This is a genomic window from Pseudoxanthomonas sp., assembly GCF_027498035.1.
Lineage (GTDB): Bacteria > Pseudomonadota > Gammaproteobacteria > Xanthomonadales > Xanthomonadaceae > Pseudoxanthomonas_A.
Map to the genome: position 1 here is coordinate 3,672,501 of NZ_CP114978.1, position 20,581 is coordinate 3,693,081.

At 66.7% G+C, this 20,581-nt stretch carries 17 protein-coding genes and 1 riboswitch; of the genes, 8 read left to right on the forward strand and 9 right to left on the reverse strand.

What is annotated here, in order from left to right; all coding sequences use genetic code 11:
• Nucleotides 1-26 precede the first annotated feature (26 nt).
• The gene (locus O8I58_RS16055) at nt 27-359 is read right to left on the reverse strand and encodes a BufA1 family periplasmic bufferin-type metallophore (RefSeq protein WP_298318257.1); all 333 of its coding nucleotides are present in this window, start codon (nt 357-359) and stop codon (nt 27-29) included.
• 582 nt (nt 360-941) lie between these two features.
• Here O8I58_RS16055 and O8I58_RS16060 point away from each other — a divergent pair.
• Both O8I58_RS16060 and O8I58_RS16065 read left to right on the forward strand, forming a co-directional pair.
• Complete coding sequence (locus O8I58_RS16060; RefSeq protein ID WP_298318260.1) at nt 942-1,673, forward strand: SDR family NAD(P)-dependent oxidoreductase; 732 nt, start codon at nt 942-944, stop codon at nt 1,671-1,673.
• A gap of 64 nt (nt 1,674-1,737) precedes the next feature.
• A complete protein-coding gene (locus tag O8I58_RS16065; RefSeq protein WP_298318262.1) occupies nt 1,738-2,709 on the forward strand; it encodes a hypothetical protein in 972 nt (323 codons plus the stop codon).
• Between the two features lie 175 nt (nt 2,710-2,884).
• On the opposite strand, the gene O8I58_RS16070 is transcribed toward O8I58_RS16065, so the two are convergent.
• From O8I58_RS16070 to ahcY, 3 genes are all read right to left on the reverse strand, one after another.
• Nucleotides 2,885-4,240 (reverse strand): peptidoglycan-binding domain-containing protein, encoded by a 1,356-nt coding sequence (locus tag O8I58_RS16070; RefSeq protein ID WP_298318264.1) that lies wholly within the window; start codon nt 4,238-4,240, stop codon nt 2,885-2,887.
• Nucleotides 4,241-4,316: 76 nt separating this feature from the next.
• The gene (locus O8I58_RS16075) at nt 4,317-5,162 is read right to left on the reverse strand and encodes a lysozyme inhibitor LprI family protein (protein WP_298318267.1); all 846 of its coding nucleotides are present in this window, start codon (nt 5,160-5,162) and stop codon (nt 4,317-4,319) included.
• A 226-nt stretch (nt 5,163-5,388) separates the two neighbouring features.
• Entirely contained in the window at nt 5,389-6,834 is a 1,446-nt protein-coding gene (gene ahcY, locus O8I58_RS16080) for an adenosylhomocysteinase (RefSeq protein WP_298318270.1), read from the reverse strand.
• A 38-nt stretch (nt 6,835-6,872) separates the two neighbouring features.
• Nucleotides 6,873-6,962, reverse strand: a riboswitch (S-adenosyl-L-homocysteine riboswitch).
• Nucleotides 6,963-7,061: 99 nt separating this feature from the next.
• Between ahcY and ppc the strand changes: the two genes are divergently transcribed.
• Nucleotides 7,062-9,791, forward strand: a complete 2,730-nt coding sequence (ppc, locus tag O8I58_RS16085; RefSeq protein ID WP_298318273.1) for a phosphoenolpyruvate carboxylase — start codon at nt 7,062-7,064, stop codon at nt 9,789-9,791.
• Between the two features lie 298 nt (nt 9,792-10,089).
• Here ppc and O8I58_RS16090 read toward each other — a convergent pair whose 3' ends face one another.
• Entirely contained in the window at nt 10,090-10,917 is an 828-nt protein-coding gene (locus O8I58_RS16090) for an aldo/keto reductase (RefSeq protein WP_298318276.1), read from the reverse strand.
• A gap of 155 nt (nt 10,918-11,072) precedes the next feature.
• Between O8I58_RS16090 and O8I58_RS16095 the strand changes: the two genes are divergently transcribed.
• Both O8I58_RS16095 and O8I58_RS16100 read left to right on the forward strand, forming a co-directional pair.
• A complete protein-coding gene (locus tag O8I58_RS16095; protein WP_345781315.1) occupies nt 11,073-12,065 on the forward strand; it encodes an Lnb N-terminal periplasmic domain-containing protein in 993 nt (330 codons plus the stop codon).
• Complete coding sequence (locus tag O8I58_RS16100) at nt 12,062-14,014, forward strand: esterase/lipase family protein (RefSeq protein ID WP_298318278.1); 1,953 nt, start codon at nt 12,062-12,064, stop codon at nt 14,012-14,014. Before O8I58_RS16095 ends, O8I58_RS16100 begins: the two co-directional genes overlap by 4 nt.
• Nucleotides 14,015-14,024: 10 nt before the next feature.
• Here the strand turns inward: O8I58_RS16100 and O8I58_RS16105 are convergent, their stop codons facing one another.
• Genes O8I58_RS16105 through O8I58_RS16115 form a run of 3 tightly spaced genes read right to left on the reverse strand, consistent with a single transcriptional unit; the run spans nt 14,025 to nt 16,840 of the window.
• A complete protein-coding gene (locus O8I58_RS16105; RefSeq protein ID WP_345781345.1) occupies nt 14,025-14,723 on the reverse strand; it encodes an alpha/beta fold hydrolase in 699 nt (232 codons plus the stop codon).
• Nucleotides 14,657-14,887, reverse strand: coding sequence for a serine aminopeptidase domain-containing protein (locus O8I58_RS16110; protein ID WP_298318280.1), 231 nt, complete (start codon nt 14,885-14,887; stop codon nt 14,657-14,659). The genes O8I58_RS16105 and O8I58_RS16110 overlap by 67 nt, the downstream gene beginning before the upstream one ends.
• 51 nt (nt 14,888-14,938) lie before the next feature.
• Nucleotides 14,939-16,840 carry an ATP-binding cassette domain-containing protein gene (locus O8I58_RS16115; RefSeq protein WP_298318283.1) on the reverse strand — a complete coding sequence of 634 codons (1,902 nt, stop codon included), beginning with the start codon at nt 16,838-16,840 and terminating at the stop codon, nt 14,939-14,941.
• A 63-nt stretch (nt 16,841-16,903) separates the two neighbouring features.
• Here O8I58_RS16115 and O8I58_RS16120 point away from each other — a divergent pair, with 63 nt between their 5' ends.
• The 3 genes from O8I58_RS16120 to O8I58_RS16130 all read left to right on the forward strand — a co-directional run bounded on the left by O8I58_RS16120 (nt 16,904) and on the right by O8I58_RS16130 (nt 19,590).
• A complete protein-coding gene (locus O8I58_RS16120) occupies nt 16,904-17,674 on the forward strand; it encodes a UPF0149 family protein (RefSeq protein WP_298318286.1) in 771 nt (256 codons plus the stop codon).
• 93 nt (nt 17,675-17,767) lie between these two features.
• Nucleotides 17,768-18,268 carry a hypothetical protein gene (locus O8I58_RS16125; RefSeq protein ID WP_298318288.1) on the forward strand — a complete coding sequence of 167 codons (501 nt, stop codon included), beginning with the start codon at nt 17,768-17,770 and terminating at the stop codon, nt 18,266-18,268.
• Nucleotides 18,265-19,590: a DUF6056 family protein gene (locus O8I58_RS16130; protein ID WP_298318290.1), complete on the forward strand. Its 1,326-nt coding sequence runs from the start codon at nt 18,265-18,267 to the stop codon at nt 19,588-19,590. Before O8I58_RS16125 ends, O8I58_RS16130 begins: the two co-directional genes overlap by 4 nt.
• Before the next feature lie 13 nt (nt 19,591-19,603).
• Here the strand turns inward: O8I58_RS16130 and O8I58_RS16135 are convergent, their stop codons facing one another.
• Nucleotides 19,604-20,512 carry a phosphatidate cytidylyltransferase gene (locus tag O8I58_RS16135; RefSeq protein ID WP_298323076.1) on the reverse strand — a complete coding sequence of 303 codons (909 nt, stop codon included), beginning with the start codon at nt 20,510-20,512 and terminating at the stop codon, nt 19,604-19,606.
• Between the last annotated feature and the right edge of the window lie 69 nt (nt 20,513-20,581).

The window sequence follows — 20,581 nt, forward strand, 5'->3', positions numbered from 1 at the left end:
CGGACTTGCTCCGCCGGGCGGCCACATCAAGCCTTCGGCGACAGGCTGCCGTTGCCTTCCGGCGTGGAAATCGTGGTGCAGGTGCCCGTCGGCACCAGCTTGAACGCGTTGCCCTGGTAGTCCTTGATGCTGGTGCCCGCGCAGGTGGTGCCGGCGCCGGCATAGCAGTCGTTCTTGCCGGACAGGGCCACGCCGAAGCAGGGTTCGACCTTGCCGGACTTCACCTTGACGGTGTTGGAGGCCTGGGTCTTCTTCTGCGCAGGGGTGAAGTCCTGGGCACTGGCGGCACTGATGGAAGCTGCACCGAAGACGGTGAGCAGGGCGCTGGCGACCAGCGTGGACATGGTTCGATTGGACATGGGTTGTTCCAGAGTTGGTGGCCCGCAGGGCCGGGATTGGGGTCAGCCGGAAGTTCAGGTGTCGGGACGGGGCTGGTGATCTGCATGGCCCCTTGGCCTGGGCGTGGTGCGCTCGACGTCGAGTGCCGTTGCCTGGTCCCGCATGGGCTTGATGTTTCCGACCCGGCCACTATGCGTGGCGCCCGACACGCGGCATCTGCATCGGATCGGCCATTCGGCAGGCAGAGTCGGACAGGGGCGCGACAGGCGTGCGGCCAGTCGCGCGACCTGAGCGATCGGCGGGATGCATGCCTGAGAACAGGCGCGTGGTGCCGTTTGTTCGAAACGCACGCCGATCTGGCGCGGCGGGAAGCGCGACTGACGTTGCCGGCGTGGCTGTCCCATGACCAATCCAGCCAATGCACGGACAGAGTCCGCCAACCTGCCTGCTCCGCCTCCGGACCTGCGATTGCCGGGGCTATGGTGCGTCGAGATCGCGAACGCTGTTTCCGGATGTTGGATGTCGGGCGCCGGCGTTCCCTTACCTGGCCGCGCGCTCACCTGTTGCAGGCAGCCGGGTCCCCCATGCAGAAGGACTGTCCCATGTTTTCCCTCGTCGACAAGGTCGCGCTGATCACCGGTGCGGCAAGTGGTATCGGTGCGGCCACCGCACGGTGTTTCATCAAGCAGGGCGCACGCGTGCTGCTGACCGACATCCGCGAACAAGGTGCCGAGGTCGCCCAGGCCCTGGGGCCGAATGCGCGCTTCCATCGCCACGACGTGTCCTGCGAGGACCAGTGGCAGGCGGTGGTGCACGAGGCTGTTTCCGTGTTCGGGCGGATCGACATCCTGGTCAACAACGCTGGGGTGTTCGCCCCCGCGCCCCTGCAGGTGACCGACCAGGCACTGCTCGACCAGCACTATCGCGTCAACCAGTTGGGCGTGTTCCTGGGCATGAAGTCCGTGATCGGCTCGATGCAGTCGGCCGGGCGCGGTGCGATCGTGAATGTCTCTTCCGAGGCGGGACTGCAGGCACACCCGGGCATGTTTGCCTATGTGGCCAGCAAGTGGGCGGTGCGCGGGATGACGCGCGCAGCGGCGCTGGACCTGGCTGCGCTGCGGATCCGGGTCAACTCGATCCATCCGGGCGGTATCGATACGCCGATCCTCCAGGCCGTGGGGCCAGAGGTGATCGAGGCCTACCGGCAGATGATTCCATTGCATCGCCTGGGCACGGCCGACGAGGTTGCGGCCATGGCCCTGTACCTGGCCTCCGACGAGGCCGCCTACGTGACCGGCGCCGAGTTGGCGATCACCGGTGGCCTGGGCAGTTGACCAACCCTGGTGGCAGGCTCGCCGCCAGGCGTGCAGCAGATCCACAACGGCATGGGAGACAGCAATGCGCCATCGAAAACTCGCGATCTACTACGCCTGGAGCAGGCCCGACGAAGTGTCTGCGCCACTGGGCGTCATCGAGGACCGCTTTCCCTCGCTCTTCGAAAGTCGACGGATGTTGTTTCCCCGCTACGAGGCCTTCAGTGACCCGGACCAGTTCGACCAGGGCATCGGCGGATTCCTGGATTGCATCATGCGCAGGAACTTCGTGGAGCTGGTGCGGATGGCTGGCGCGCTCACCGGTCATCCGGTCATCGAGATCGAACGCATCGACGGCGACGGCAGGTTCACGCCACTCGATGCGCAGGCGCTGGGAGACGCCGACACCTTGCTGGTCATCAGCTTCGACTCGCTGCGCACCGCACAGCAGGCCGGGCCGGATGAAATCGAATGCGTGCGCCGGTTCCTGTCCGATCCCCGCAACCTGGCCTGCATCTCCCCGCACCATGACATCGGCAGTGATGCGGCCGATTCGCATGACGCGCGCCTTGCCGGGCAGGTCGCCGCCTTCCTGCACCACGGCGACAGGACGATCCCGCCCCGGCAGGGTTTCGGCGGCTTTGCCCGCACGCTGCTGGCCGGGCTGGAGATCCCGGTGGAGAATCGTTTTGGGTTGAGGCCATCGATCGAGGCGGACGGCACGCCATCGCCGATCGAAATCGAGGCCGGGCTGGATCGACTGGGCCTGCTGTGCGGCGTGGCGACCTTCAACCTGCATCCGCATCTGCCGCAGTTCGAACGCCTGGGTGCTGCAGTGGACAGGCTCGATGTGCTGGCACGACAACGCATCGACCCGGCCGCGCCGCCGCATCCGTTCACGGCGACCGGCCGCACGTTGCTCGATGCGTTGCTGCAATCCCGCGAGGGGGTGTTCGACGGCACCTTGCTGGTGAGCGATGCGACCCTGTGGAGTTCGACCAACGGCGGCGTGGAGCAGCTGCAGACGCTGTGGCGCAATGTGCTGACGCGCGCCTGAGCTGGCGTGCGGCTTCCGGCCGGGGATCGCCGACGCCAGGCAACCACGATGAGCGCACCGGGCAGGCGTCGCGATGACGCTGCCTGCGCATGCATGGCAGGTGCATCCCGGGTTGATCGGTGTCGGTGTTGCCGGACCAGCGTCGCTGGCAGCGGCGCTGGTGTGCATCGGCCACTCAGCGCGTTGGCTGCGCCTGCTGGATCTGGGCCTGGGTTTGTTCCTGGATCGAGGCCAGTGCATCCAGCTGGCGCGTGCTGGCCTGCAGGTCCTGGCCCACGGCCTGGGCGCGGTCCACGTACACGCGCTGGGACGCGGGATCTCCCAGCTGTCCCTGCACCGCGAATACGCCCTGGCCATCGGGACGTGCGAGCACGCTGTCCACTTGGGTCAGGCCCGAAGCCCTGGATTCGAACACGACCTGCCCGGCGGCGTTTTCCAGTTGCTGGCGGTCGCCGAACAGCGCCGGCAAGCCGCCCTGTGCGCGCTGTTGTTCCAGCGATTCCAGCTTGCCCAGCACATCGCGGTAGCGTCCGTTGTCCGCATGCCCGGCCGAGGCCATGCTCGGTGCCGCCTGTTCGGCGGTCGTGGTGGCCTGGCCCTTGGCCTGCACCGCCTGTTCCAGCGCCTCCAGGGTCTTGGGCCCGGCCTTGCCGTCCGCGGTCAGGCCGTGGTCGCGCTGGAACTGTTCCACCGCATGTCGCGTGCCTGGCCCGAAATCGGCATCCGGATTGAGCGGCTTGCCGTTGGTGCCCGTATAGCTCAGGCCTGCCAGCTTCTCCTGCATCGCCTTGACCGATTCGCCTCGTTCGCCGGAGACCAGTACGCCATCGGCGGCCGCATCCGCCCCGCCGCGGGAAGGCGCCTTTGAACCGGGGCTCTGGGCGATCCCGAGCTGGTCCATCGCATCCTGGAAATGCGCATCGCGGCCCTGGACGGCCTTGGGCGAACCGATGCCGTACTTGGTGGATTCGATGAAGGTCTGCACATCCGCGCGGCTCGGCGGGTCGCCTGCCTGGATGGTGCCGCCCTGGAGCTTGGTCTTCTCGCCGGCGAGAAAGCCGACGAACTGATTGCCCATGCTGCCGAACTGGTTGTCATAGTCGGCCATGGCCAGCTGCAACTCGGGGTTGGCGACGATGGCGTCGGCAGCGGCAGGATTCTTGGCGCGTACGCGTTCGATCGCGTCATCCACCCGTTCGATCGCGGTGTCCAGCTTGCTGTTGGTGAACTGGTCGAGCTTGTCCTGCGGGATCGCCTGGAGCTTGGTGTCCAGTGCATCCAGCTGGGTGCGGGTCAGGCCGCCATGCTTGGACAGCTGGGTGATGTCGTTGTCGGAGAATCCGTTGTCCTTCAGGAAACGCTGCGCCCCCGAGTTGTTGCCGACGTCGAACTGCACCAGTCCGAAGGAATACGAGCTGTTGCCTTTTTCCGCGTAGGAAAAATGATTCAGCAGCTTGGCATTACCACCGAGTTCGGTATTCAGGTAAAGCGTATGCAGCTGCTCGGTGGTGATGGTGGATTCCCTGGGCATGACTGACTCCTTTCATTGGAAACACGTTGGGCATGGCCCCCTGGCCACGCGGATGGTCACTGGCCGACCGGCCAGTTCAAGCGTCGGCGCAACGGTCGCGGGTGAACTGGACCAGCGTCCTGGTGTTCTCGTCGCCTTCGATCGGCTCGATGGCGAAATTCCCCACCATCTCGTCGTTGCAGAGTTTCACCGCGGTCCGCGTTGACTGCGTCTCCAGCGTGCAGTCGGCGCCGAAGCTGTGGTTGCCGTTGGCGGTTCCGGCTGGCAGGTCGATCAGTGTCCTGCAGCCGATGATCTTGCCTTCGTGGTCGTTCTCACGCAGCAGCTGGTTGAAGGCGTCGATCCGGACGTTCGGATCGCGGTAGGTCACCACGTCCACGCAGGCATCGGCGTCGGCAACGGTCTGGCAGGCGACCGGGTTGACCAGAATGTTGTCGTTGCGCGAAAGGATGCCGATCCGGTCCAGGTAAACCTGCTTGAGGCAGACCACGTCCGCGCAGAGGTCGCGCGTGTACTGGATCCAGCGCCGTTGTTCTTCCCGCAACTGCGGCTTGCTGGACGGCTCGACCGCGATGGAGGCGGCGGTATAGGCCACTGCCAGCCGGCCATCGAGACCGGAGACTTCGGGGTCGGAACAGATCAGGCGCTCGGCCGCGGCCTTGGCCTTGCCGCAATCGAAGCTGGCGCGCTGCGGTCCCTCGGTTGCAGTGGCAGGCGAGGGCGATGGCGCATCGCCCGGCATGGTGGTCGGTGCCGGGGTGTCGTGCGCTGCATTGGCCGGAGTCGCCGAGACGGCGGGAGTGGACGGGCCACACCCGGCCAGCAACGCCAGCAGGCAGAGCTGTCCAAGCCATGCGGTGGTGCCCAGCGTCAGGGGGCCATTGCCCACGTTCGCTGCCCTCTCGCGCAGGTTCCCTTTCATGCATCAGTCCCGGATTGCAGGTTTCGGCCGGGGAGTCTATCGGCTTGCCCAGCTGCAGGCCTGGTCCCTGCGCCGCAGCGTGGACACGGTCACATCTCGAAGGTGTTGGGCGAATGGATTGGCGCCGTTGCCCGGCGCGCCCGGACGGATGCTGGGTGATGACATGAAAAACGGGCGCCTCGCGGCACCCGTTTTCCATGTCACGCGGCGATGTGCTGCCGGCCGATCAGTAGCGGTAGTGGTCCGGCTTGAACGGGCCTTCCACCGGCACGCCGATGTAGTCGGCCTGTTCCTGGGTCAGGGTGGTCAGCTTCACGCCGATCTTTTCCAGGTGCAGGCGGGCCACTTCTTCGTCCAGGTGCTTGGGCAGCAGGTAGACCTTCTTCTCGTAGCTGTCCTTGTTGGCCCACAGGTCGATCTGGGCCAGGGTCTGGTTGGCGAACGAGTTGGACATCACGAAGCTCGGGTGGCCGGTGGCGCAGCCCAGGTTCACCAGGCGGCCTTCGGCCAGCAGGAAGATCGCGTTGCCGTTCGGGAAGATGTACTTGTCCACCTGCGGCTTGATGTTGACGTGCTGCACGCCCGGGAAGCCCACCAGCGCATCGACCTGGATCTCGTTGTCGAAGTGGCCGATGTTGCAGACGATGGCCTGGTCCTTCATCGCGCTCAGGTGTTCGATGCGGATGATGTCCTTGTTGCCGGTGGTGGTGACGTACAGGTCGGCACGGCCCAGGGTCGATTCGATGGTGTTGACTTCATAGCCTTCCATCGCCGCCTGCAGGGCGCAGATCGGGTCGATCTCGGTGACCACCACGCGCGCGCCGTAGGCACGCAGCGAGGCCGCGCAGCCCTTGCCCACGTCGCCGTAGCCGCAGACCACGGCCACCTTGCCGGCCAGCATCACGTCCATCGCGCGCTTGAGGCCGTCGGCCAGCGACTCGCGGCAGCCGTACAGGTTGTCGAACTTGCTCTTGGTGACCGAGTCGTTGACGTTGATCGCCGGGATCAGCAGGGTGCCGGCCTGGGCCAGCTGGTACAGGCGGTGCACGCCGGTGGTGGTCTCTTCGGAGACGCCCTTCCAGTCCTTGACCACGCGGCCCCAGTAACCCGGGCGTTCGGTGGCAACGCGTTTGAGCAGGTTCTTGATGACCTGTTCTTCGTGCGAGGCAGCCTTTTCGTTTACCCAGTCGCTGCCGTTTTCCAGCTCATAGCCCTTGTGGATCAGCAGGGTGACGTCACCGCCGTCGTCGACCACCAGTTCCGGACCGGTCAGGGTGCCGTCGGCCAGGGTGAAGGTCAGTGCGTCCAGGGTGCAGTCCCAGTATTCCTCCAGCGACTCGCCCTTCCAGGCGAACACCGGGGTGCCGGACTTGGCGATCGCCGCTGCGGCATGGTCCTGGGTCGAGAAGATGTTGCACGAGGCCCAGCGCACGTCGGCGCCGATGTCCTTCAGGGTCTCGATCAGCACCGCGGTCTGGATGGTCATGTGCAGCGAGCCGGTCACGCGCACGCCCTTCAGCGGCAGGGTGGCGGCGTGCTTGCGGCGGATCGACATCAGGCCCGGCATCTCGTGCTCGGCGATGTCCAGTTCCTTGCGGCCCCAGTCGGCCAGGGAAATATCGGCGACCTTGTAGTCGCCGTCGGTCGAGAAGGTCTTCAGTTGCGCATTCATGCAGATTGCTCCGGTCAAGGGCGGGCGGGAAAGCTCGCGGTTGCCGGGCGCCGTTGTACGAAAGAGTCGCCAAGCCTGGCCCGGGTCGTGCGCGGGGCACGGATCGGGTCGCAGCGCCCCTCAGCGAGGCGCGCAGTATATCGCCGCCACCAAAGTCGAGGCATGAATGTGGCCGCCTTGCAGTAGGCTTGGCATCCCCTCGAAAAACGGATCGTGTGGCTACCTCGATGAATTCATCTGCAACTGTGTCGACATCGTCGCCGATTTCCGAATTCGCCACTCCCGACCTGCCGCTGCGCGACGACGTCCGTCGCCTGGGCGCGTTGGTGGGCGACATGCTGGCCGAGCAGGTTTCACCGGCGTTCCTGGCCCAGGTCGAATCGATCCGCACCGCCGCCATCGCCCGCCGCCAGAAAGGCGAGACCACCGAACACCTGGCCCAGACCCTGGCCGGCATGCCGGCCGAGGATGCCGAAGCGCTGATCCGTGCATTCAGTGCCTACTTCCAGGTGGTCAACATCGCCGAGCGCGTGCACCGCATCCGCCGCCGCCGCGATTACCAGCGCCAGGGCGATGCGCCGCAGCCCGAAGGCCTGCACGCCAGCCTGCTCAAGCTGAAAGCGCAGGGCGTGGACCTGGACGAAGCCACCGCCTGGCTGGACAGGATCGACCTGGAGCCGGTGTTCACCGCGCATCCGACCGAGGCGGTGCGTCGCGCGCTGCTGGAAAAGGAACAGCTGATGGTCGCCAGCCTGGTCGCCGGGCTGGATGGCAGCCGCACGCCGGGAGAAGCAGCCACCGACGCCGCGCGCTTCCGCATGGCGCTGACTGCGGCGTGGCAGACCGCTGATTCCTCGCCGGTGCGGCCGACCGTGGCCGACGAGCGCGAGCACGTCGGCTTCTATCTGACCGAAGTGCTGTACCGGGTGGTGCCGGTGTTCTACGAATCGCTGGAGCACGCCTTCGCCGAAACCTATGGCAACGCGCCGGCGCTGCCGCGCGTGCTGCGCTTCGGCACCTGGGTGGGCGGCGACATGGACGGCAATCCGAACGTGGATGCCACCACCATCGCCGCGACCCTGCGCGCGCAGCGCCAGGCCGTGCTGGAGCGCTACCTGAAGGAACTGTGGCAGCTGGCCAGCCTGCTGAGCCAGTCGACCACGCTGGTATCGGCCAGCGCGGCGTTGACGGCGCGGCTGGCCGAATACCAGAAGGCCATGCCGGAGGCCGCCGCGCGTTCGCGCCCGCGCCATGCGGACATGCCGTATCGCCTGTTGAACGACCTGATGCGTGCGCGGCTGCGCGCGACCCTGGCAGACGCGCCGGGCGGTTACGACGCGCCTGCGGAATTCGCCCAGGACATCCAGCTGATCCTGGACAGTCTGGAAGCACACAAGGGCCTGCAAGCCGGCTGGTTCGCCGTGCGTCGCCTGCTGTGGCGCGTGCGCACCTTCGGCTTCCACCTGGCGCGGCTGGACGTGCGCCAGGAATCGAGCGTGCATGCACGTGCGGTTGCGGCGGCGCTGGGCGATGCTGACTGGGCCACGCGCGATGCGGTCGACCAGGCTGCCTGGTTGGCCGGCGCTGCCGACGGCAGTGCACTGCTGCCGGCCAGTACCGAGGAAGGCAACCCGCGCCTGGACGCGGTGTTCGCCGCCTTGAGCGAAGCGCGTCGCCTGCATGGCGCCGATGCGCTGGGCGCCTACATCATCTCGATGGCGCACAGCCGCGCCGACGTGCTGACCGTCCTGGCGCTCGCGCGTCGCGGCGGACTGGTCGATGCCGACGGCCATGTGCCGCTCGACATCGCGCCGCTGTTTGAAACCGTCGATGACCTGCGCCACGGCCCGGACGTGCTGCGCGACCTGGCCGCCGACCCGATCTACCGCAAGCACCTGACTGCGCGTGGCGACACCCAGATGGTGATGCTGGGCTATTCGGACAGCGGCAAGGATGGTGGCACCACCGCCTCGCGCTGGGGCCTGCAGCGCGGCCAGGTGGAACTGCTGGAAGCGGCGCAGGAGCTGGGCATCAAGCTGACCTTCTTCCACGGTCGCGGCGGTTCGATCAGTCGCGGTGGCGGCAAGACCACGCGCGCGGTCGATGCCTCGCCACGCGGCAGTGTTGATGGCCGCCTGCGCGTGACCGAGCAGGGCGAGGTGATCCACCGCAAGTACGGCATCCGTGCGCTGGCGGTGCGTTCGCTGGAGCAGTCGCTGGGCGCGGTGATGGTGTCGAGCATCCGCCCGCGTCCGGCCGAGCCGCGCGAAGCGCAGTGGCGCGCGATCATGGACACCGTGTCCAAGGCCAGCAATCGCGCCTACCTGGACTTCGTCGGTGCGAAGGGCTTCATGGATTACTTCCGCACGGCCACGCCGATCGACGTGATCGAGCGCATGACGCTGGGCTCGCGCCCGTCGCGCCGGCTGGGCCAGGACGCAGCGCTGGGCAACCTGCGTGCGATCCCGTGGGTGTTCGGCTGGAGCCAGGCGCGCTCCACCATTCCCGGCTGGTATGGCGTGGGCAGCGGCCTGGCCGCGGCGGTGAATGAGTTCGGCGAGGACGCGGTGCGTGAGATGGGCCGCGACTGGCCGTTCGTGCGCACCTTCCTGGACGACATCGCGATGGTGCTGGCCAAGGGCGACCTGGGCATTGCCTCGCTGTTCTCGCAGCTGTCGGGCGAACTGCACGGCCAGTTCTTCCCGAAGATCGAAGCCGAACACGCATTGACCCAGCACTGGCTGCTGCGCCTCAACGGCAGTGACCGGCTGTTGCAGCACGACCAGCGCCTGGAACTGTCGATCCGCCTGCGCAACCCCTACATCGACCCGATGAGCCTGCTGCAGGTGGACCTGCTCAAGCGCTGGCGCGCGGCCGACCGCGAGGACGATGCCTTGCTGCGCGCGCTGGTGGCCAGCGTCAACGGCGTGTCGCAGGGCGTGCAGAACACCGGTTGATCGCCTGTGTCGATGGAAGCCATGGGGCCTCCCGGTCAATCTCCATCGCCGCTGAAGCGGCTCCCACGCGAGAGTTTCCCGAAAAAACAAGAACGCCGTCCGGAAGGACGGCGTTCTTGTTGCGGCAATTGCAATGGGTCTAGGGAGGGTCTGAACAATTGCCGTCATCCCCGCGAAGGCGGGGATCCAGTGGCTTCAGGTCATTGAAAGCAAAGTCACTAGGTTCCCGCCTTCGCGGGGCTTTCAACAGCCAAATGGCTGGTAATGACGAGCAAAAGCAGGGTTGTTCAGACCTTCCCTAGTTGAGTTCGGACGGATCCGGGCCGCGGCGCTTGCCGGCGTCGAGGCTGGCGATGGCGGCCATGTCCTCGTTGTCCAGCTTGAAGTCGAACACCTCGATGTTCTCCTTGATGCGTGAAGGCGTCACTGACTTGGGGAACACCACTAGGCCCAGCTGGATATGCCAGCGCAGGATCACCTGGGCGGCGGTCTTGCCGTGGCGCGCGCCGATGTCCTTGAGGATCGGGTGCTCCAGCAGTTCGCCGCCCTGGGCGATGGGGCTCCAGGATTCGGTCAGGATGCCGCGGCTCTGGTGGTAGTCGCGCAGTGCCTTCTGCTGCAGCAGCGGATGCAGTTCGATCTGGTTGACCGCTGGCATGACGCCGGTGGCGGCGACCAGGTGTTCGATGTCCTCGACGCGGAAGTTGGACACGCCGATCGACTTGGCCTTGCCGGCATCACGCGCGGCGATCATCGCCTTCCAGCTGTCGATGAACTTGCCATTGGCCGGGCACGGCCAATGGATCAGGTACAGATCCACGTAATCGAGCTTGAGCTTGGCCAGGCTGGTGTCCAGCGCCTTGAGCGCGCTGTCATATCCCTGGTCGGCATTCCACAGCTTGGTGGTGATGAACAGTTCCTCGCGCGCGATGCCGGAATCGGCAATCGCCTGGCCGACGCCTTCTTCATTGCCGTAGATGGCTGCCGCGTCGATGTGCCGGTAGCCGAGCTTGAATGCCTCGCCAACCACGCTGGCGGTTTCGTCGGCCGGCGTCTGCCAGACGCCCAGGCCGAATTGCGGGATGGTGCGGCCGTCGAGCAGCTCGAGGAAGGGGACATGGGACATGGGGATACCTTGGATCGATGGGACAGGCTTCCATGATAAATGCGCGGGTGTTGTGGCCTTGGCAAAGTGCATTCCCGTGGTGGTCTTGTCCCGGCCAATCCCCGATCATGCGGACGATGACGTCCCCCAGCGCCTCACACCGCTCTGTCCGTGCCATGCGATGGCGTGTCTGGCTCACCGTGGGCCTGTTGTTGCCATTGGCAGGCTGGGCGGTGCTGGCCAGTCTTTACCTGGGGCACGCGCCGCAATGGCTGCGCTGGCTGTTGGCGCTTGCCTGGGCCGGGTTGGCCCTGGCGGTGGTGCTGCGCAGGCGGCGCCCGGATGGCGCGCGCTGGGCCGGTGCTGCACTGGTCGCGTGGCTGCTGTTCCTGGGCGGCTGGTCGCTGCAGCAACCGCAACAGGCGCGCGCCTGGTCCGATGACGTCGCGCAGCTGCTGCAGGCGCAGGTGCGGGGAAACCAGGTCGTGCTGCACAACGTGCGCAACTTCAACTGGCGTAGCGACACCGACTACGACGCGCGCTGGGAGACGCGGACCTACGACCTGGATCAGCTGCGCACGGCCGACCTGGCCATGTCGTACTGGATGGGGCCGGCCATCGCCCACACGCTGGTGTCCTTCGGTTTCGCCGATGGGCGCCACCTGGTGTTCTCGCTGGAGATCCGCAAGGAGCGCGGCGAGTCGTTCTCGGCGCTCGGCGGGTTCTTCCGCCAGTTCGAGGAAGTGCTGATCGCCGCCGACGAACGCGACATCCTGCGCGTGCGCACCAACGTGCGTGGCGAAACCATGCAGCTGTATCGGCTGAACCTGTCGCCGGCCGCGCAGCGCCAGCTGTTCCTGGCCTACCTGGACCAGGCTGCGGACCTGCGCGCCGCGCCGGCGTTCTACAACACCGTGACCAGCAACTGCACCACCGTGGTGTTCGACCTGGCCCGGAGGATTGATCCGGGTCTGCCGCTTGACTGGCGCCTGCTGTTGTCCGGTTACTTCGACCGTTATGCCTACGACCATGGAGGGCTGATGCCGGGCCTTGATTTCACCACCCTGCGCACGCGCGGCGACATCACCGCACATGCGCGTGCAGTGACCGATGTCGACACCTTCTCCACGGCGATCCGCCAGGACGTCCCGGGAGAAAGCCTGCCATGAAGACGAGCGCCTTGATGCCGCGCTTCGTACGTGTGCTGGCACTGGCCGTGTTGCTGCTGCTGACCTCGTGCGCGATGGTGACGGTGGAGACACGCAAGCAGCATGACTACATCGCCCAGGTCCGCGGGGATGTCCTCACCACTGGCAAGCTGAGTACCGCGGCGGGGGAGGTGTTGCAGGTCGCCGGGCTGGACGCCAAGACCTGCCAGCGCGCCTTGCCTGAGTGCACGCAGCAGTTCCAGGACATGCCAGGCATCAGTGCCGAGCGGCGCATGGCGACCCTGGCCGAACTGTGGACCGGGCGCGCACTGGCGGTGACGCCTCGCGACCGGGCCGCGACCGACGATGCGGCCCTGGGTGCCTGGCTGACGGCGGCGCGGTATGCCTACGCCTATCTGTTCTTCACCGAACGGGCGCCGGGCGAACGTGCCTTCGTCAACCGCCAGACCCAGGTGCGCGACTACTACAACTATGCGACCGAGCAGATCGGCGAGGGGCTGTTCCGGCGGTTCGGGCAGGCGGGCTCCGATGCGATCCGTCGCGCGCCCATGCTGGTTGCCGACTGGACGTTGCAGGTGGACATGGCCGATTTCCGCTTGCCCGGTGATGTCGCGGTGCCGGACCGGTTGATGTCGGCGGCGGCAGTGCGGTTCAACGGCCTGCGCAGCACCTATCGCCGTGATGGATTCGGCGCCGAGCTGGTGGCGCGCGTGCCTCCCCAGGTGGTGGGCGACCCCACCGCGCTGGTGGAAGGTGGCCTTGGCCGGCACGACAAGGACACCCCTGCGTTCAGCGAGATCCCGTATGTCCCGGCGACGCTGCTGCTGGACTTCCGGGGCGATGACCTGGCGACGGTGCTGTCCTCGCGGCAGGCGGTCCTGCATCCCTATGATCCGTACCGCACGCAGAAGGTCACCCTGCACGGCGACGAGGTGCCGCTGGCGGGCAATTTCACCACCGCCTACGGCCTGTGGCTGGCGCAGTCCGGGTTTGCCCGGCAGTCACTGCGCTCGATGCTGGGGCGCACCGAGGGCATCGACCGCCCGCACCTGTACCTGATGCAGCCCTACGATCCCAACCGCCGCATCCTGCTGATGCTGCACGGCTTGGCCAGCAGCCCGGAGGCATGGGTGAACGTGGCCAACGAGATCATGGGCGACGAGGCGCTGCGCCAGCATTACCAGATCTGGCAGGTCTACTATCCGACCAACGTGCCGATCGCCATCAACCGGGCCCAGATCCATGACCTGGTCGAGCAGACCCTGCAGCACTTCGATCCACAGGGCAGCGCACCGGCGTCGCAGGACATGGTGCTGATCGGGCACAGCATGGGGGGCGTGATCGGGCGGCTGCTGCTGACTTCTTCCGGGGAAGGCCTGTTCGACGTGTTGATGGCCGACCGCCGGATGGATGAAGCCAGGCGTCAGCGCGTCCGCGAACGCCTGCAACCGTTGCTGCATTTTTCGCCGCTGCCGCAGGTGGACCGGGCGATCTTCATCGCCGCGCCGATCCGCGGTACGCCCATGGCCGAAAGCCGGCTGGGGCGCTTCGTCGGGCGGCTGGTCCGGCTGCCGATCACGCTGCTGGAAAAGTTCGGTGACGTCCTGCAGGACATGACCGGCCAGGACGACGGGCAGCCGGATGGCAAGCACGCCGTGCCCAACGCGATCGACAACCTGCGCGATACCGATCCCTTCATCCGGGCAACCTCCGCGCTGCCGATCGCATCGGGCGTGCGCTACAACACGATCATCGCGCGCAAGGACCCGAAGGTGCCGCTGGAGCAGTCCGACGACGGGCTGGTGCCGTATGCCAGCGCCCACCTGGACGGTGCCGAGTCGGAGAAGGTCATCACCTCGTGGCACAGCGTGCAGGAAACCCCGCAGGCGATCCTGGAAATCCGCCGCATCCTGCACGCGCAGATGGAAGACGAAACCGCCGGGCGTTGAACCGGCGGGATCAGGCGTCCGGCGCCTGATCCAGATCCATGCGTGATTGCAGCCAGCCGGCAAGGTCGGCCAGCACGGCACTGCGCGCCGGTTCGGCTTCGTTGTAGAGCTCGTGGAACAGGCCTGCGTATTCCACGGTCCGGACCACCTGGACGGGAGCGGCCGCGGCAAAGGCGCGGGCACCGGCGATGTCCACCACCTGGTCGCCGCCGGCAACCTGCAGCAGGGTGGGGACGGTCCAGTTGCCGGCTGCGGCAACGACCTGCGGGCCTGATTCGAACAGGTAACGCGCCAGCCTGGCACTGATCCGGTCGTGGTTGAGCGGGTCGTCGCGATAGGCGCGGACCACTTCCGGTGCATGCGAGAGCTTGTCGGCGGAAATGCCATTGCCCATCGCCAGGTCTGGTGCAAGCCGGGAAAACACCCGGGTCAGCAGCCGGTCGAAGGTGCCGGCATGGGCCGCCAGCGCCGGCGCCGATACCACCAGTCCGCGCGGGCGCAATCCAGCGTGAGCCACCATATGCATCACCGCTAGCCCGCCAAGGCTGTGACCCAGCAGAAACGGGAGATCCCGGCCTTCCTGCGCATACGCGGCGAAGACCTGGGCCACGTCGCGCGAAAGGTCCTGCGGAGCCCCGGCGATCACACCGCGACGTCCTTCGGAGCGTCCATGGCCGCGGTGATCGAACGCGCGGACCGAAATGCCGATGGCGTTGAGTTCAGTTCACCCGCCAGCCGGGCATAACGCCCGCTGTGTTCGCCCAGTCCGTGGACCAGCAGCAGGCGCGCGCGGGGCGATGGCGCGATCCATTGCACCTGATGCAGGGACAGGCCATCGGGTGTGCGGAATGCAGGTACGGTCATGGCGCTCATGCTGCCTGCATCGGGCGTGCGCGGTTGGGCGGGCTTTCCGCCCGTGGCCGCTCAGCCGTCCAGTTCGCTCCAGCGGGCGTAGACGGTTTCCAGTTCGGCATTGAGCGCCGCCAGGGCGTCGTTGGCGGCGACGATGCTGGCGCCATCCTGCTGGAAGAACGCCGGTTCGCCCATCGCCGCGGTGCGCCTGGCGATGTCGGTTTCCAGCTGTTCGATCCTGGCCGGCAGCTGTTCCAGCTCGCGCTGTTCCTTGAAGCTGAGCTTCTTCTTCGGCGCCGCGGGCGGTGCTGCCGCGGCCGCAGCCGCGTTGGCCGCGGTGGTCTTTTCCAGCGCGGTCTGGTCGGTGACCACGCCGGCACTGTCGAAGCCGCTGCGGCCGCGCGGACGCTGGCGCAGCCAGTCGTTGTAGCCGCCGACGTAGTCGCCCAGGCGGCCGCCGCCTTCCAGCACCAGGGTGCTGGTGACCACGTTGTCGATGAAGTCGCGGTCGTGGCTGACCAGCAGCAGCGTGCCCTTGTAGTCGGCCAGCAGCTCTTCCAGCAGCTCCAGCGTTTCCACGTCCAGGTCGTTGGTCGGTTCGTCCATCACAAGCAGGTTGGACGGCTGGGCGAACAGCTTGGCCAGCAGCAGGCGGTTGCGCTCGCCGCCGGACAGGCGGGTGATCGGCGCGCGCGCGCGTTCGGGCGAGAACAGGAAGTCCTGCAGGTAGCCGATGATGTGCTTGCGGCTGCCGTTGATCTCGACGAAGTCGGTGCCCTGGGCGACGTTTTCCAGCGCGTTGCGGGTTTCGTCCAGCTGGCTGCGATGCTGGTCGAAGTAGGCGATCTGCAGGTTGGTGCCGATGTCCACTTCGCCCATCTGTGGGGCCAGCTCGCCCAGCAGGATCTTGAGCAGGGTCGACTTGCCCGAGCCGTTGGGACCGATGATGCCGACGCGGTCGCCACGCATGATGTTGACCGACACATCGTCCAGCAGCGTGCGGCCGGCGTAGATCTGGGTCAGGTGCTGGGCGGTGATGACCTTCTTGCCGGATGCGGCGGCGGCAGAAGTCTCCATGCGCACGTTGCCGGTCAGGTCGCGGCGCTTGGCGCGCTCGTTGCGCATGGCCTTGAGCGCGGTGACGCGGCCTTCGTTGCGGGTGCGGCGGGCCTTGATGCCCTGGCGGATCCAGACTTCTTCCTGCGCCAGCAGCTTGTCGAAGCGCGCGTTTTCCTGCGCCTCGGCATGCAGGCGCTCTTCGCGGCGGCGCAGGTAGTTGTCGTAGTCGCCGGGCCAGCTGGTGACCTGGCCGCGGTCGATCTCGACGATGCGCGTGGCCAGGTTGCGCAGGAAGCTGCGGTCATGGGTGATGAACACCAGGCTGCCTTCGAAGGACTTGAGGAAGCCTTCGAGCCAGTCGATGGCTTCGATGTCCAGGTGGTTGGTCGGTTCGTCCAGCAGCAGGATGTCCGGCTTGCGCACCAGCGCCTGGGCCAGCAGCACCCGGCGCTTCATGCCGCCGGAGAGCGCGCCGAACTCGGCATCGCCGTCCAGTTCCAGGCGGTCCAGGGTGGCCTGCACGCGGGTATCCAGGTCCCAGGCGTTGTTGTCCTCGATCTGGGTCTGGGCCCGGCCCATGGCGTCCATGTCGCCCTCGTGCAGGGCGTGGTGGTAATCGGCCAGCATCTTGCCGAGCGCGCCCAGGCCGGCGGCGACCACGTCGAAGATGGTGCCGGACGTGTCCTGTGGCACTTCCTGGGCCATGCGTGCGACTACCGCGCCGGAACGCAGGCGGACCTCGCCGTCGTCGGGCGCGATGTCGCCGGCGATCAGCTTCATCAAGGTGGACTTGCCGGCACCGTTGCGGCCGACGATGCAGACGCGTTCGCCGGATTCGATGGAAAGCTCGACTTGTTCGAGCAGCAGCGGGCCGCCGACGCTGTAGTCGAGGCGCTGGAGTTGCAATAGGGACATCCGGCTATTGTAGCCGGGCCACTAAGATATGCCTTCGTTTGATCTGGCAAACAGGAGTTTTCGATGGATATCACCGGCGGCCTGCGCCCCATGACCGAAGCCGAACTGGAGCGGCTCGACGGGCTGCTCTCCGGCCCCGAGTGTGGAGAGCGGGTCATGACCCTGGAAATGCTGGATGGCTTCCTGTCCGCGCTGGTGGTCGGGCCGGAGCTGGTCATGCCCAGCGAATACCTGCCGTACATCTGGGGCGAAGCGTCGGAAGGGCCCGGCCTGGGGGAGGCGGCGGATGCGATTCCGGTGATCATGCAGCTCTGGAACCATATCGCCTGGCGCGTCCAGCAGCCCATCGATGACGAAGCGGATCTGGACGCCCAGGCGTTCCTGATGCCGCCGCTGGTGTTGCCGGATACCGAAGATGAAGACACCAGCGAAGACCCGCTGGCCGGGGTGCCGGACGATTTCCCGTTTGCCGCGGCTTGGGCCAACGGCTTCCTGCTGGGCGTCTCGCTGCGCGCGGAGGCCTGGGAGGCCATGGTCGCGGGCGACGAGGACCTGCAGGACGACATGGGCATGCTGGTGAGCCTGTCGGTGGTCGATGCCGGGCATGCCGATGAAATGGACGTGCCGGCCGAGGACTTGATGGACCTGCAGGAGCGGGTCTCGGCCGCGGTCGAACTGCCGGGCATGCTGCACGACATGAACCTGCGCAGGCTGAACCCCGTCGTGCGTGAGCCGATCCGGCGCGAGGTCGTGCCCGGCCGCAACGATCCCTGCGCCTGTGGCAGCGGCAAGAAATACAAGAAGTGCTGCGGCGCCGCCGACAAGCTGCATTGAGGCTGGCGTCGTGCGTGCATTGCTGCATCACGGCTGGGTGCCAACCGGTGCGGTGATGCCATTGGTTGCCTCCTTTTCGTGAAGCCTGGGCGCATGCCGGTCCTCGACCGCTGGGCGGCGGGCGGCATCGCCGCCTGCGCGCTGGGGTTCGCCCTGTTCTATGGACTGTTGTTCCGGCGCGACAACGCGGCGCCGTCGGTGGACGTGGCCGACGTTCCGCTGGGGCAAGCGGGCGTGTTCTTCCACGCGACCACGTTTTGCCGGATGACCCCGGACCGGGTGATCGTGCGTGGCTGGGCCGTGCGCAAGGGCGTCGGCTGGCCGTTGACCCGGAACCGGGTGGTGATGCGCCTGGCCAACGGCCGCACGGTAGCGCTGGATACCGCGATGCTGGACAGCACCAGGAAGATGCTGGCCGGCACCATCCACGCGTTGACCCAGGACCAGCGCACCTATTACGCGGCCAATTTCGCCGCCTCGCTGAACCTGAAAGCCGCCGGAGTCGGTACGCGCGACGCGCGGCTGTTCCTCGATTGGCATGAGCCTTCGCTGCGCGCGCTGCTGCCGCTGGACTGCCCGCGGGCGGAGCGATGAACGAGCGGATCAGGCCTTGGCCGCTGGCCGGCCTGCTATGGGTGCTGCTGGGGATTGCCTGCATCCACGTTTTCGGGATCAGCGACAGGCCGGTGGCCGATGACGCGTATTTCGCCCGGATGCTGTCGCAGTACACGCTGCCTGAGTATCTGCTGCATCGCTACCACAGCTGGACCGGGCGACTGCCGATCGAAGGGCTGCTGGTGGTGCTGGTCCATCACACCTGGATCTGGCGTGGCTGCAATGCGCTGATGGTGTTGCTGCTGGTGTACGCGGCCGGGCGGTTGGCGCGGGTCGGGATGGCGTTGTCGCAGGTCGGGGCGATGACGCTGGCGTTCGCGCTGTTCCTGCTGATCACTCCGCAGATCCAGTTCGAGTCCAGCTGGTGGCTGACCGGCTCGCTCAACTATCTGTGGCCGGTGGCGCTGGGACTGTGGAGCCTGCTGCCGCTGGTGGAAGCAGGGACATATCGCTGGCCGCAGCGCATTGGCTTCTGCCTGGCGGCGGCCTTCGCCGCCTATTGCGACCAGCTGGCGTTGGTGCTGGTGCCGCTGTCATTGGGATTGCTGGCGTGGCGGATTGGCCAGCGGCGCTGGTCACGCTGGGACCTGGTGCAGGCGGTGGTGCTGGTCGGCAATGCGGGATTCGCGTTGACCGCGCCGGGGAATGCCGAGCGCTACCGGGAGGAAACGGGCATGCGTTTCCCCAACTTCGCCGACCTGGATGTGCTGGAGAAATTGCGGATCGGCTTCGGGCTGATCGCCCGCGCGATGACCGACCCGCGCAATGACCTGATGGCGCTGATCACGGCGCTGGCGTTGCTGTTGCTGTGGCGCAGCCCACTGGGCAAGGGGCTGAAGGTCGTGCTTGGCATCGTCCTGGTGGCGTCGCTGCTGCAGCTGGCGTTACTGATGCTGCAGGTGCCGGGTGCATCGCTGCGGCCGTGGCTGCCGATGCGGCTGGATGGCGACGTGGTGTTCTTCGCCGGCAACTATGCGGTCACGGCATGGTCGCTGTTCGCAGTGGGTTGCCTGGTGATTGGCTGCGCCTGCTGTTTCTGGCGCAGCACCGGCGAGGCGTTGCGCATGCTCGGCGTCCTGCTGCTGGGGCTGGCGTCGCTGGGGATGATGGGCTTCTCGCCGACGGCCTATCTGTCGAGCATGCGCATCGCCTTCGTGTGCACGATGACGCTGGTGATCGTCGGCGTGCGCATGTGCGCGCGGGTGCCGCAGGTCTACGGACCCTGGATGGAGCGCGCGGTGCTGGGGTTGACGCTGTCGCTGGCCAGCTGGCGGATCGTGGCGATTTGCCTGGGCGCCTGACGCAAGCGGAACGCTACCCGACGTTGAACGAATAGCGCACCACGTGGAAGAACACCGGCGCGGCGAACACCACCGAATCCAGCCGGTCCAGCGCGCCGCCGTGGCCTTCGATCATCTCGCCCCAGTCCTTGGCGCCCAGGCTGCGCTTGGTGGCCGACAGCGCCAGCCCACCCAGGAAGCCGCACAACACGATCAACAGTGACAGCGCGGCCGATTGCAGCGGGCTGAACGGCGTCACCCACCATAGCGCCGCGCCGATGGCCGCCGCCGACAAGCCGCCGCCGATCAGCCCTTCCACCGTCTTGGACGGGCTGACCTTGGGCGCCAGCAGGTGCTTGCCGAACAATTTCCCGAACACGTACTGCAGGACGTCGCTCAACTGAACCACCAGCAGCAGGTAGAGCAGCAGCATCAGGTTCTGGCCTTCGTAGCCGGGGATCTGCAGCATCATCAGCGCCGGGGCATGGCTCAGGCAGAACACGGTCAGCATCAGGCCCCATTGCACCTTGGTGTTGCGGGCCAGGAAGTCTTCGGTATCGCCGGACAGCGCAGTCACCGCCGGGAGCAGCAGGAAGCCGTAGACCGGAATGCAGATGACGAACAACCCGTACCAGCCCACGCCGATCAGCCAGTACTGCAGCGGAATGGCCACGTAGAAGCACAGGCACAGCGCCAGGTGGTCGCCGCGACGCGTCGGCGTCAGGGTCAGGAATTCGCGCAGGGCGAAGAACGACAGCAGCGCGTACAGCACCAGCGTGGCGACCTTGCCGACCACGAAACACACCAGCAGGATCGCCACCATCACCCACCACGCGTTGATGCGCGCGTTGAGGTTGTCCACCACCGCCGAGGGCTTGCGCTTGCCGAGCACCCAGCCGATGGCCGAGGCCAGCACCAGCAGTCCGATCACCCCGCCGATCATCCACCAGAACTTGCCGGGGGCCTGGGCGATGGCGGCGCGTACGAAGCCGTTGAGCGGGAACACGTCCAC